We start from the raw sequence: 13,577 nt of genomic DNA, 5'->3' as shown, positions 1-13,577 counted from the left end.
ACGCTATCTACTGTAGGAGCGAGCTTGCTCGCGAAGAACGCCAACGATGATGCGTGCATGCTGAATGAACGCGGCGTCTTTGAGTTTTTCGCGAGCAAGCTCGCTCCTACAGTGGGGTGAGACAGCGCGAGCGCCATGTCAGGCTTGAACGCTCAGGCCGAACTCGGCCGAGGCATCCTGCAGCCACAGCCACCAATAATCCGAGAAGCTGCGACGAATCAGCAGTTCCCAGGTGTCTTCAGCGGTATGGCGGATCACCAGTTGCGACTTGGCGAACACCGTGCCCACCGCCTTGCCCACCGGGAAGTTGTCCGGGTGCACGTCGTAGCTGGTGGACTTCATCAGCACATCGCGCACGTTAGGGCCGCTGAGTTCGAGGATCTGCTGGCCGCCACTGACGTTGACGATCTGGATATGCAGATCGCCCAGGGCCGCGCGCAGGTTTTGTTCGGCGGCGAACTCTTCGCCGCTCGGCACGATCAGCAGCCATTCGTCCGGGCCAAGCCATTGCAGGCTGGTTTCACCATTGATGATCACGCTCAGGGCGCCAGGCAGTTCGATGCCCAGGGCTTTGTGCACACCGGCGGCGAAGGCGGCATCGTGGCCGTCGCCACGAATGGTCAGGTGGCCGAGGAGTTTCTTTTCACGCACGGTCACGCCGGCGTTCTTGCGACCCTTGCCGACCAGGCTGGCGAGGTCGGCATGGTGCAGCGACGACTCGGCCTTGGCGCCGGTGGTGGGGCGTTGTTGGTACACATTGGCTGCTGTCATAAAGCACCTGTTCTGAATTCTGTGGTGACTGTTCCGGCCTCATCGGGGGCAAGCCCCCTCCCACATTTTGAAATGCATTCCCCTGTGGGAGGGGGCTTGCCCCCGATGGGCGCGCCGCGGTCTATCAGATGTTCTGCCGCTCGCCTTTCGGGTCAAAGAACACTGAAGACACAATCTCAGCCTCGATCACGCTGCCATCGGCCTGCGGTGAAAACACCCGCTCACCGATACGCTTCAAGCCGCCCTTCACCACACCCATGGCAAACGAATAACCCAGGGAGTTGTGCGCATAGCTGGAGGTGACATGGCCGACCATCTTCATCGGAATCGTCTGCTTCGGATCGAACACCAACTGCGCGCCTTCCGGCAGCCACACGTTCGGATCAATCGGTTTGAGCCCCACCAGTTGCTTGCGCTCTTCACGTACGCAATCTTCACGGTTCATCCCGCGCCAGCCGATCCACGAGAACGGCTTGGTACGGCCCACGCACCAGCCCATGTTCAGGTCGTCCGGGGTCATCGAGCCGTCGGTGTCCTGGCCGACGATGATGAAGCCCTTCTCGGCCCGCAATACGTGCATGGTTTCGGTGCCGTACGGGGTCAGGTTGTACTTTTTGCCGGCTTCGACGATCTGTTCCAGCACGCCCATGGCGTAATCGGCCTGCACGTTGACTTCGTACGACAGCTCACCGGTAAACGAAATACGGAACACCCGCGCCGGCACGCCGCCCACCAAACCTTCCTTCCAGGTCATGAACGGGAAGCCGTCCTTGTCCAGGTCGATGTCGGTGACTTCCGCCAGCAGCTTGCGACTGTTGGGACCGGACAGGGTCATGGTGGCCCAGTGATCGGTGACCGAAGTGAAGTACACCTTGAGGTCCGGCCATTCGGTTTGCTGGTAGATTTCCAGCCACTGCAATACGCGGGCGGCGCCGCCGGTGGTGGTGGTCATCAGGAAGTGGTTGTCGGCCAGACAGGCGGTAACGCCGTCGTCGAAGACCATGCCGTCTTCCTTGCACATCAGGCCGTAGCGCGCCTTGCCCACGTCGAGCTTGGTCCAGGCGTTGCTGTAGATGCGGTTAAGAAACTCACGCGCATCCGGGCCCTGGATATCGATCTTGCCGAGTGTCGACGCATCCAAGAGGCCGACACTGTCACGCACCGCCAGGCATTCACGTTTCACTGCGGCATGCAGGTCTTCCCCGTTGCGCGGGAAATACCAGGGGCGTTTCCACTGGCCGACGTCTTCAAACTCGGCGCCATTCTTCACGTGCCAGGCTTGCAGCGCGGTGTAGCGTACCGGTTCGAAGATGTGCCCACAGTGACGCCCGGCTATCGCACCAAAAGTCACCGGTGTGTAGTTGGGGCGGAACATGGTGGTGCCCATCTGCGGGATGGTCACGTTCAGCGAACGGGCGGCGATGGCCAGGCCGTTGACGTTACCCAGCTTGCCCTGGTCAGTGCCGAAGCCCAGTGCGGTGTAGCGTTTGACGTGCTCCACCGACTCGAAGCCTTCGCGGGTCGCCAGTTCGATAGCGGCGGCGGTCACGTCGTTCTGCAGGTCGACAAATTGCTTCGGCGCCCGAGCAGTGGCTTTTTCGTGAGGCACCTGGAACAGCGCCAGGGTCGGTTCTTCCAGGCGGCTCAGGGCTTTGGGCAGCACACCTTCCACCGGCGCAAAACCGGCTTCACTGGCAGCGCGCACGCCACCTTCGAACCCATCGGCGAGGGAATCGCCAAGGCCGTAGACGCCGTTGATGCCACCGACGCACACGCGTTTCTGCGGTGCTTCACCCGGCACAAAACCGAGGATGTCTTCACGCCAGGTCGGCTTGCCGCCCAGGTGCGAGGCCAGGTGCACCACCGGGCTGTAGCCGCCGGAGCTGGCCACCAGGTCGCAGTCCAGCCACTCGCCGGGGCTGGTGACTTTGTGTGCCTTCACATCGATCGCAGCCACGCGGGCGGCGCTCACGCGCTTGGTGCCACGGGCCTCGATCACGGCGCTGCCGGTGAGGATACGAATGCCTTTGGCGCGGGCTTCTTCAACCAGCGCGCCACGTGGGTTGTGGCGTACATCGGCCACGGCGACCACTTGCAGGCCGGCGTCGAGCCAGTCCAGCGCAACGCGGTAGGCGTGGTCGTTGTTGGTCGACAACACCAGTTTCTTGCCCGGTGCCACGCCGTAGCGGCGCACGTAAGTAGAGACCGCACCAGCCAGCATATTGCCCGGCACGTCGTTGTTGCCGTACACCAGCGGGCGCTCGCACGCACCGGTGGCCAGTACCACACGCTTGGCGCGCACACGGTGGATACGCTGGCGCACCACGCCAATCGGCGCACGGTCACCGAGGTGGTCGGTGAGGCGCTCGTGAATGGTCAGGAAGTTATGGTCGTGGTAGCCGTTGACGGTGGCGCGGGGCAACAGCACCACGTCCGGCAGGGCTTTCAATTCAGCGATCACACTGGCAACCCATTCGGTAGCCGGCTTGCCGTCGAGGCTTTCACGCGAATCGAGCAGCGAGCCGCCGAACTCTTCCTGCTCATCGGCGATGATCACCCGCGCACCGCTGCGTGCCGCCGCCAGTGCCGCGGCCAGGCCGGCAGGGCCTGCGCCGACAACGAGCACGTCGCAATGACGGTTGAAGTTGTCGTAGGTGTCCGGGTCGTTCTCGGTCGGCGAGCGGCCAAGGCCCGCCGCCTTGCGGATGTACTTCTCGTAGGTCATCCAGAACGATTGCGGGTACATGAAGGTTTTGTAGTAGAAACCCGGCGGCATCAGCTTGCCGCCGACCTTGCCGAGAATGCCCATCATGTCGTTGTTCACGCTCGGCCAGCCGTTGGTGCTGGTGGCGACCAACCCCTGATACAACGCCTGTTGCGTGGCGCGCACGTTGGGAATCTGGGTGGCTTCGGTGGCGCCGATCTGCAGCACCGCGTTCGGCTCTTCGGCGCCCGCAGCAAAGATGCCGCGCGGGCGCGAGTACTTGAAGCTGCGGCCGATGATGTCGACACCGTTGGCCAGCAGGGCGGCGGCCAGGGTGTCGCCTTCAAAGCCTTTGTAGCTCTGGCCGTTGAACGTGAAGGTCAGGACTTTATTGCGGTCGATCCGGCCACCGTTGGACAGGCGATTGATCTGGCTCATACCTTCTCTCCAGAGGCCTTGGCGGTGAACTGAGGCTTCTCACCGATCTTGTAGGTTTCAAGAATTTCGTAGGTGACGGTGTCACGGGTGGCGTTGAAGTACTGACGGCAACCGGCGGCGTGAATCCACAGTTCGTGATGCAGGCCACGAGGGTTGTCGCGAAAGAACATGTAGTCGCCCCACTGCGCGTCGGTGCAGGCATTCGGGTCCAGCGGGCGCGGGATGTGCGCTTGGCCGGACGCGTGGAATTCCTCTTCGGAGCGCAGTTCGCCACAGTGAGGACAGAAGATATGCAACATAGGAAATTTCTCCTGTTAGTGGGCGACGGCCGCAGCGCCGTGTTCGTCGATCAACGCACCGTTGTGGAAACGGTCGATGGAGAAAGGTGCGGCCAGCGGGTGCATTTCACCCTTGGCCAGGCTCGCGGCAAACACGTTGCCCGAGCCTGGGGTGGCCTTGAAGCCACCGGTGCCCCACCCGCAGTTGAAGAACATGTTCGGTACCGGGGTCTTGGAAATGATCGGGCACGCGTCCGGCGTGGTGTCGACGATGCCGCCCCACTGGCGGTTCATGCGCACGCGGGACAGCACCGGGAACATCTCGACGATGGCCTGGATGGTGTGTTCGATCACCGGGTACGAGCCGCGCTGGCCGTAGCCGTTGTAGCCGTCGATACCGGCGCCGATCACCAGGTCGCCCTTGTCGGACTGGCTGATGTAGCCGTGCACGGCGTTGGACATGATCACGCTGTCGATAATCGGCTTGATCGGCTCCGACACCAACGCTTGCAGCGGATGGGACTCGATCGGCAGGCGAAAGCCCGCCAGCGAAGCCATGTGCCCCGAGTTACCGGCGGTCACCACGCCGACGCGCTTGGCGCCGATAAAGCCTTTATTGGTTTCCACGCCGATGCACACGCCGTTTTCCTTGCGGAAACCGATCACTTCGGTCTGCTGGATCAGGTCCACGCCGAGTGCGTCAGCGGCGCGGGCAAAGCCCCACGCCACAGCATCGTGACGGGCCACGCCGCCGCGACGTTGCACGGTGGCGCCGAGGACCGGGTAGCGGGTGTTTTTCGAGCAGTCCAGGTACGGGATCTCGTCGGCCACCTGCTTGGCATCGAGCAGTTCGCCGTCCACGCCGTTGAGGCGGTTGGCGCTGACGCGACGCTCGGAATCACGGATGTCCTGCAGGGTGTGGCACAGGTTGTACACGCCACGCTGGGAGAACATCACGTTGTAGTTCAGGTCCTGGGACAGGCCTTCCCAGAGTTTCATCGCGTGTTCATACAGGTGCGCCGACTCGTCCCACAGGTAGTTGGAACGCACAATGGTAGTGTTGCGCGCGGTGTTACCGCCGCCCAGCCAGCCTTTCTCGACCACGGCCACGTTGGTGATGCCGTGCTCTTTAGCCAGGTAGTAGGCAGTCGCCAGACCATGCCCGCCGCCGCCGACGATGACCACGTCGTAGACCTTTTTCGGGGTCGGCGTGCGCCACATCTTCTGCCAGTTTTCGTGATGGCTGAGGGAGTGCTTGAAGAGGCCGAAGCCTGAGTAGCGTTGCATAGTCATTACTCCAAAACCGCGCTCAGCGATAAACCGGGAAATCAGCGCACAGGGCAGACACGTGCTTGGCCACGTTGGCCTCGACGTCGGCGTCGCCGAGGTTGTCGAGGATGTCGCAGATCCAGCCGGCCAACTCAACGCACTGCGGCACTTTGAAACCACGCGTGGTCACCGCCGGGGTGCCGATGCGCAGGCCCGAGGTCACGAACGGCGACTGCGGGTCATTCGGTACGGCGTTCTTGTTGACGGTGATGTGGGCGCGACCGAGGGCGGCGTCCGCGTCTTTGCCGGTGAGGCCCTGGCGGATCAGGCTGACCAGAAACAAGTGGTTATCGGTGCCGCCGGAGACCACGTCGTAGCCGCGCTTGATGAACACCTCGGCCATCGCCTGGGCGTTGTCGATCACCTGTTGCTGGTAGGCCTTGAAGCCTGGCTCTAGCGCTTCCTTGAAGCAGACGGCCTTGCCGGCGATCACATGCATCAGCGGGCCGCCCTGGGCACCGGGGAATACGGCGGCGTTGAGTTTTTTCTCGATGGCTTCGTTGGCCTTGGCCAGGATCAGGCCGCCACGCGGACCGCGTAGGGTCTTGTGGGTAGTGGTGGTGACCACGTCGGCGTAGGGCAGCGGGTTCGGATACAGGCCGGCGGCGACCAGGCCGGCGACGTGGGCCATGTCGACGAACAGCAGCGCGCCGACTTTGTCAGCAATGGCACGGAAACGCGGGAAATCCAGGGTCTTGGAGTAGGCAGAGAAACCGGCCACGATCATTTTCGGCTGGCACTCGACGGCCAGGCGCTCGACTTCGTCGTAGTCGATCAGGCCGGTGTCGGTGTTGATGCCGTACTGCACCGCGTTGTACAGCTTGCCCGAGGACGACACTTTGGCGCCGTGGGTCAAGTGACCGCCGTGAGCCAGGCTCATGCCCAGGATGGTATCGCCGGCATTGATCAGCGCCAGGTACACCGCGCTGTTGGCGGACGAACCGGAGTGCGGCTGCACGTTGGCGTAATCGGCGCCGAACAGCTGCTTGGCGCGCTCGATAGCCAGGGCTTCGACCTTGTCCACATGCTCGCAGCCGCCGTAGTAGCGCTTGCCCGGGTAGCCTTCGGCGTATTTGTTGGTGAGGCCGCTGCCTTGCGCTTGCATTACACGTTTGCTGGTGTAGTTCTCCGACGCGATCAGCTCAATATGATCTTCCTGACGCTGCTCTTCGGCATTCATCGCCGCCAGCAGTGCGTCGTCATATCCCTGAATCTGGTCTTGTTTGCTGAACATCGCGTCTCTCCCAGCCTTTCGTATTGTTGAGGCCCTCGCAGGGCCCTTTGATGCGATGGTAGGGCTGGCGCGTGCGGGCCAAATGCCTGCGCACGCCACGCAAAGGTGCGTTTACGACATTCCTTCAGAGACACAGAACAAATGTGGGAGGGGGCTTGCCCCCGATGGCGGTGGATCATCTCGTACATGCGGTGACTGACACTCCGCAATCGGGGGCAAGCCCCCTCCCACAGGGGTTAGGCGATGATCTTGCGGACGAGGAGCAGCAGGAGGAAGTGCATTGGATAAAGGGCATAGGCCCAACGGCGCATGGCCGGTGGCGAAACATTTTTGGCATGTCGCAATAAGACCAACCCTGCCAACGGCGCAACCAGACACGTCGCCAACCCAAGCATCGCCACCAGGCTGCCGCTGTTGAGCAGAATCTGCCATTGATTGGCAGCGACGCAGACCAGACCCGGCAGCACGCTGAAATACCAGGGCCGGCGAAACACCAGCAGCATCGCCAGCGGCAGCACTACACCAAAGAAACCGAACATCAGCTGCGTTGAAAACACGGCCGCTATTGTGACAGCGATCAGCGCCAATCCTCGATCAACCAACGTGTTCTGCTGCCATCCTCGGGCAACCAGCAAACCCAGCGCCAAGGTCGGCAACACGTTCAAGGTGTCGACGTCTTCGATGAACATCCGATACGGCACTTCACTGATCACGCTGAACAACAGCAACCAACCCAAGTAGCGCCGGTGGCCGGTCACCGGGGCATTTCGAGCCCGGTGCAGATTCGCCGCAATCGCCAGGCAAAACCATGGGAACGCCAGGCGCCCCGGCACATACAAGCCATCAAGGCTCAAGCCCACGTAGCGCAGGTGATCGAGCACCATGCTCAGCAGCGCCAGCCACTTGAGCAGGTCCAAAGCGCCATCTCGGACACGTCCGACAGGCAAGGTGTCAGTACCGTGCATAATTCCCCACCGACTTTGCATTTACAGTGCGTGCGCCCCCCTCCCAATCTTGGTTAAAGTGCGCACCAACATCGACCACAGGAATGGGCCATGACTGACAAGAGCCAACAATTCGCCAGCGACAACTATTCCGGCATCTGTCCGGAAGCCTGGGCCGCCATGGAACAAGCCAACCAGGGCCATCAGCGCGCCTACGGCGATGATGAGTGGACCCACCGCGCCGCCGACGGTTTCCGCAATCTGTTCGAAACCGACTGTGAAGTGTTCTTCGCCTTCAACGGTACCGCCGCCAACTCCCTGGCATTGTCCTCGCTGTGCCAGAGCTACCATAGCGTGATTTGCTCGGAAACCGCCCACGTCGAAACTGACGAATGCGGCGCGCCGGAGTTTTTCTCCAACGGCTCCAAACTGCTCACTGCGCGCACCGAAAACGGTAAGCTGACCCCTGAGTCGATCCGCGAGATCGCCCTCAAGCGCCAGGACATTCACTACCCCAAACCACGCGTGGTCACCCTCACCCAGGCCACCGAAGTCGGCAGCGTCTACACCCCGGAAGAAATCCGTGCCATCAGCGCCACCTGCAAAGAGCTGGGCCTGAACCTGCATATGGACGGCGCGCGCTTCTCCAACGCCTGTGCGTTTCTCGGCTGTTCGCCGGCCGACCTGACCTGGAAAGCCGGCGTGGATGTGCTGTGCTTTGGCGGCACCAAGAACGGCATGGCGGTGGGCGAAGCGATCCTGTTCTTCAACCACAAGCTGGCCGAAGACTTCGATTACCGCTGCAAACAGGCCGGCCAGCTCGCGTCGAAGATGCGCTTCCTGTCCGCGCCGTGGGTGGGCTTGCTGGAAAACGACGCCTGGCTCAAGCATGCACGCCACGCCAACCACTGCGCGCAACTGCTCAGCAGCCTGGTGGCGGACATTCCCGGCGTGGAACTGATGTTCCCGGTGCAGGCCAACGGCGTGTTCCTGCAACTCTCGGAACCGGCTATCGCAGCCCTCACGGCCAAGGGCTGGCGTTTCTATACCTTCATCGGCAAAGGCGGCGCGCGCTTCATGTGTGCGTGGGATACCGAAGAAGAGCGCGTAAGAGAATTGGCCGCCGACATCAGGGAAGTGATGAACGCTTGAAGTAGAAATCAGACAGACCGGTGCTGGCCGATTGCCGAGTCTGTTTTTTGATATTTCTGACAGCAGCGCACTCGAATTTCATTGTCTAGCCTCTTGGAACCCGGAAGGAAAACGCAGCGATATCTGCCACCTTCCGGGTTTATTGCCTGCCGAATAGTCGGCTGCACACCCAATGGAGAGCTAAATCATGGAATATCAAAGTAATGTCAATACCCTGGTGCAAGGCGACAACAGCGCCAGCACCACCATTATCGACTGGGATGAGTTCAGGAAGTACGCAAAGGTCGGCGACACCATCCGCGAGCCATCAAGGACGCTGAGGATCTACGACAAAGTCTATGAACTGACAGCCTCCGGTCAGCACTTCGTCGTTCATATCTACGCCCAGTAACCCTTCACTCTGATCGTTCCCACGCGAAGTGGGAACGATCGGCTGTCAGAATTCGATGCGCACATCGCCCTTCGGCACGCTGCAGCACGACAGGATATAACCCTCGGCTTCGTCCTCTTCGGTGATCCCACCGTTGTGCTCCATCTCGACCTCCCCGCCCAGCTTCATCACCTTGCACGTGCCGCAGATGCCCATGCCGCAGGCTTTCGGAATCAACAGGCCAAGCTTGGCCGCCGCCGCATGCACCGTTTCACCCGGCGCCACGCGAATGCTTTTGCCGGAGGCGATGAATTCCACTTGGTGCAGATCGGCCAGGTCGACTTCCGGCGCATCCGCCGCCTGTTCGGCCTGCTCTACCGCGTCGGCCCGGGCTTCCGGTGGCGTCGCGCCAAAGGATTCTTCGTGATAGCGCGCCATATCGAAACCGGCGGCTTCCAGCAGGCGCTTCACCGCGCTCATGTAAGGTGTCGGGCCGCAGCAGAACACTTCGCGCTCGAGGAAGTCCGGCACCATCAGTTCCAGCATCTTGTGATTCAGGTAACCGCGATACCCGGCCCATGGCTCACCCAATCCGTGCTTCTCGCAGATCAGGTGCAGGCTGAAGTTGTCGATCCGCGACGCCATGTGCTCCAGCTCGCGGTGGTAGATGATGTCTTTGGGTGAACGGGCACTGTGAACGAACGTCATGTCGACATTGGCGTTGGTGTCATAGAACCAGCGCGCCATGGACATGACCGGCGTAATGCCGACGCCGCCGCTCAGGTACAGCACTTTGGGGCTTGGGAAGTCGATGGCATTGAACAGCCCGACCGGCCCGTGCACCGCCAGCTCCTGGCCTTCGTGCAACGTGTCATGCAGCCAGTTGGAAACACGCCCGCCCGGCACGCGCTTGATGGTCACCGAAAAGCTGTAGGGCACCGACGGCGAACTGGAAATGGTGTACGAGCGCATGATCGGCTGGCCTTCGATCTCCAGCTCCAGTGTGACGAACTGCCCGGGCTTGAAAAAGAACAGGATCGGCTGGTCGGCCATGAAACAGAAGGTGCGCACGTCCCAGGTTTCCTGGATGACTTTGACGCAACGGACGATGTGCCGACCATTGGCCCAGGTCTGGGTGGTTACCGGGTTCAGGAAGCTGTTGGACATGTTGTTCTCCACCGCCGAGGCTCGGCCTTATGGTGGCGATTCTGCGTAACGCGCGAATCGCCCATTTACCTACCTGCGACATTCACATACTTACCGCGACCAGCCCCCAACGACAGGGGCTTGCGCGTCGGGATCAGATTGGGCCATGTCGCCCATGGATAAGGTTCGACCCAACGCCGGGCCCACACTCGCTCCCAACAAAGACGCGTTCTTTACGCCTTGCTGCAAACCTGATCAGCCACTATTCGCCGGCCACACAGAATGGCCATGAGGACACACACGATGGACGTCACCGCAACCTTAAGCTTGGGCGATCCGCTGGAACCCGCACGCAAGGCCACCGCGCAGATGCTGCAAGAGCGCGAGCGCACTTTCTCGCTGCCACAGCCGTTCTACTCTGATGAGCGGCTGTTCGATATCGACATGCAGGAGATCTTCCAGAAAGAGTGGTTGATCGCCGGCATGACCTGCGAGATCCCCACCAAGGGCAACTACCTGACCCTGCAAGTGGGCAAGAACCCGATCATCGTGATCCGTGGCGCCGAAGGCGTGGTTCATGCGTTTCACAACGTGTGCCGCCACCGCGGCTCGCGCTTGTGCACCAGCGACAAGGGCAAGGTTGCCAAGCTCGTTTGCCACTACCACCAGTGGACCTACGAGCTGGACGGTCGCCTATTGTTCGCCGGCACCGAGATGGGCGCCGACTTCGACATGAAGCAGTACGGCCTCAAACCAGTGAACGTGAAGACCGCCGGCGGCTACATTTTCATCAGCCTGGCCGAGAATCCGCCGGCCATCGACGACTTCCTGTCGACGCTCAACCACTACATGGAACCCTACGACATGGAGAACACCAAGGTGGCGATCCAGACCACCTTGTTCGAGAAAGCCAACTGGAAGCTGGTGCTGGAAAACAACCGCGAGTGCTACCACTGCAACGCGTCGCACCCGGAACTGCTGAAAACCCTGCTGGAGTGGGACGACGTCACCGACCCGCGCGCCGACCAGGCGTTCAAGGACCACGTCGCCGCCTCGGCCGCCGCCTGGGATGCCGAAAAGATTCCTTACGCCCACGCCAGCTTCGGCCTGCGTAACCGCATCGTGCGCATGCCGCTGCTCAAGGGCACCGTGTCGATGACCCTGGACGGCAAGCAGGGCTGCGCCAAGTTGATGGGCCGGATCAAGAACCCGGACCTGGGCTCGATGCGCATCCTGCACCTGCCGCACTCGTGGAACCACTGCATGGGCGACCACATCATCGTGTTCACCGTGTGGCCGATCAGCGCCCAGGAAACCATGGTCACCACCAAGTGGATCGTGCACAAGGACGCCGTGGAAGGCGTGGACTACGACGTGGAGCGCATGCGCCAGGTGTGGGACGCCACCAACGACCAGGACCGGCGCCTGGCCGAAGAGAACCAGCGTGGCATCAACTCCACCGCTTACCAGCCGGGGCCGTACTCCAAGACCTATGAGTTCGGCGTGGTGAATTTTGTGGACTGGTACAGCGAGCGCATGCTCAATAACCTCGGCGCGGCGCCAGCGCCTTACCTCAAGGGCGTGGCTGCGCACGAATAACTGACACACCGGGGATCAAATGTGGGAGGGGGCTTGCCCGCGATTGCAGTGGTTCTGCCAGCAACTTTATTGGCTGATGCACCGCTATCGGGGGCAAGCCCCCTCCCACATTGAAATCTGAACTGTTCAAAATTTGACCAGCAATAGTGAAACCCTCCGCCGCTGGGCGCTTTAACGGTTATCCAACAACTTATCCACAGATCCACCCACAGCAATTGTGGGCAACTGCCGGCTACCGCCAAAATTAAACCAAGAAAATCCGTGACTTATTCAGAACCCTGGATCTGACAAGTGACTGATCGTTTTTTGATCAACTTGCTGAAAGCCTCATATTACGTGCCCTGCAGCGGAACGCGAACACCTTATCCACAGAAACACCAACAGACTTTGGGGGCAACTTTGCCCGCGCTGTGGAAAACCGCCTCAAAGCTACATATCTCGGGGGATTCAGGGGTGTTTAGCGAGGTGAATACGACAATTGATCATATTTTGATCGTATTGAGCAAAGCCTTTATCTATTAGGCCCCCAGCCGACAGCGAACATCTTATCCACAGAAGCGCCAACAGACTTTGGGGGCAAGTTTGTGTCTCAGCCCGGGAAAAACTCGAGGAAAAACCGCCAGTTAGGCTGGTTATTTTTCGTACAGCGGGCTGCAGGGCTTGATATACAGGGGGTGCAGACAACCGCGAACAGGTTATCCACAGGCGGATCAACAGTGATTGTGGGTAAACCCTTGTAGGAGCGAGCTTGCTCGCGAAGAACCAGAGAGCGCCGCGTTAAAACCGGACACGCTGCGTTATCGTTAACGTTTCGCGAGCAAGCTCGCTCCTACAGGGGATCAGCGTACGACGCCTTCTTCTATGAGCAATTTGAGTATGGCTTGCGCGCCCTCTTCAGCACTTACGCCCTTGAGCACTTGCCCACCGCCCCCGCTGGCCTTGGCCGTCGCAGCCTTCATGCGATCAGCGCCGCTCTTGGCCTTGATCACCTTGAGGCGCTTGGGCCGCGGCTTGGCCGGTTGCAGCAGCGCGCCTGTGAATAACTCGTCCTGTTCAATCTCGACCTCGTGGGCGGCAAGCTCGCCACGTTGCGCCGGGCCGTACGCACTCTGGCGCGGCTTGGGCGCGGCGTTGTCCACCGTCGCCAGAAACGGCAGGCGCACCTTCAAGCGCCGTCGCTGGCCGCGTGGCAACGCTTGCAGCACATGAGCCACGCCGCCGTCGATGGACTCTACCTGCGCCAGCCCGACAATCAGCGGCCAGCCCAATTGCTCGGCCAGCAGAAACGGCAACATGCCCGAACCTTCACCGGTTTCGGCCTGGCTGCCGGCAAGCACCACTTGGGCGCCGGCGTCGCGCAGGTACTCGCTGAGCACCGGCAATGCATCGCTGCCCGCCGGTTGTTCCAACACGTGCAACTGTGGCAAGCCCATGCCCAAGTAGCTGCGCAGGGTCGGCTCGGCGATGTTGCCGGCGTGCAGCACCTGCAACTTATCCCCAGCCAATTGCAGGCCCAGCTCCACCGCACGCGCATCCTGCTCCGCACGGCGCGGGCGCCCTGAGGTGGGGTGGGCGCCGATGGACACCAGGCTGATTACATTTGTCGTCATGA

General features: G+C 61.2%; 11 protein-coding genes. 3 read left to right on the top strand and 8 right to left on the bottom strand.

The genetic code is table 11. The annotated features are described in order from the left end of the window. Positions 1-138 precede the first annotated feature (138 nt). From TU82_RS13175 to TU82_RS13150, 6 genes are all read right to left on the bottom strand, one after another. A complete protein-coding gene (locus TU82_RS13175; RefSeq protein WP_057723610.1) occupies positions 139-771 on the bottom strand; it encodes a sarcosine oxidase subunit gamma in 633 nt (210 codons plus the stop codon). A gap of 124 nt (positions 772-895) precedes the next feature. After that, positions 896-3,913 (bottom strand): sarcosine oxidase subunit alpha, encoded by a 3,018-nt coding sequence (locus tag TU82_RS13170; protein ID WP_057723609.1) that lies wholly within the window; start codon positions 3,911-3,913, stop codon positions 896-898. Continuing rightward, positions 3,910-4,212 carry a sarcosine oxidase subunit delta gene (locus tag TU82_RS13165; RefSeq protein WP_057723608.1) on the bottom strand — a complete coding sequence of 101 codons (303 nt, stop codon included), beginning with the start codon at positions 4,210-4,212 and terminating at the stop codon, positions 3,910-3,912. Before TU82_RS13165 ends, TU82_RS13170 begins: the two co-directional genes overlap by 4 nt. 15 nt (positions 4,213-4,227) lie before the next feature. After that, positions 4,228-5,478, bottom strand: coding sequence for a sarcosine oxidase subunit beta (locus tag TU82_RS13160; RefSeq protein ID WP_057723607.1), 1,251 nt, complete (start codon positions 5,476-5,478; stop codon positions 4,228-4,230). Between the two features lie 22 nt (positions 5,479-5,500). Then, entirely contained in the window at positions 5,501-6,754 is a 1,254-nt protein-coding gene (glyA, locus tag TU82_RS13155) for a serine hydroxymethyltransferase (protein ID WP_057723606.1), read from the bottom strand. A gap of 236 nt (positions 6,755-6,990) precedes the next feature. Next, complete coding sequence (locus tag TU82_RS13150) at positions 6,991-7,719, bottom strand: TraX family protein (protein WP_057723605.1); 729 nt, start codon at positions 7,717-7,719, stop codon at positions 6,991-6,993. Between the two features lie 90 nt (positions 7,720-7,809). Here TU82_RS13150 and TU82_RS13145 point away from each other — a divergent pair, with 90 nt between their 5' ends. Continuing rightward, on the top strand, positions 7,810-8,850 hold the full coding sequence (locus tag TU82_RS13145; RefSeq protein WP_057723604.1) for a threonine aldolase family protein: 1,041 nt from the start codon (positions 7,810-7,812) through the stop codon (positions 8,848-8,850). Between the two features lie 187 nt (positions 8,851-9,037). Further along, entirely contained in the window at positions 9,038-9,241 is a 204-nt protein-coding gene (locus tag TU82_RS13140; RefSeq protein ID WP_057723603.1) for a hypothetical protein, read from the top strand. Between the two features lie 45 nt (positions 9,242-9,286). Here the strand turns inward: TU82_RS13140 and gbcB are convergent, their stop codons facing one another. Continuing rightward, positions 9,287-10,387, bottom strand: a complete 1,101-nt coding sequence (gene gbcB / locus TU82_RS13135; RefSeq protein WP_057723602.1) for a glycine-betaine demethylase subunit GbcB — start codon at positions 10,385-10,387, stop codon at positions 9,287-9,289. Between the two features lie 282 nt (positions 10,388-10,669). Here gbcB and gbcA point away from each other — a divergent pair, with 282 nt between their 5' ends. Further along, on the top strand, positions 10,670-11,965 hold the full coding sequence (gene gbcA / locus TU82_RS13130) for a glycine-betaine demethylase subunit GbcA (protein WP_053130970.1): 1,296 nt from the start codon (positions 10,670-10,672) through the stop codon (positions 11,963-11,965). 839 nt (positions 11,966-12,804) lie between these two features. On the opposite strand, the gene etfB is transcribed toward gbcA, so the two are convergent. Next, the gene (gene etfB, locus TU82_RS13125) at positions 12,805-13,575 is read right to left on the bottom strand and encodes an electron transfer flavoprotein subunit beta (RefSeq protein ID WP_057723601.1); all 771 of its coding nucleotides are present in this window, start codon (positions 13,573-13,575) and stop codon (positions 12,805-12,807) included. Between the last annotated feature and the right edge of the window lie 2 nt (positions 13,576-13,577).

Origin of the sequence: Pseudomonas orientalis (assembly GCF_001439815.1) — a bacterium.
GTDB classification, from domain to species: Bacteria; Pseudomonadota; Gammaproteobacteria; order Pseudomonadales; family Pseudomonadaceae; genus Aquipseudomonas; species Aquipseudomonas orientalis.
This window is presented reverse-complemented; position numbering and strand designations above follow the sequence as displayed.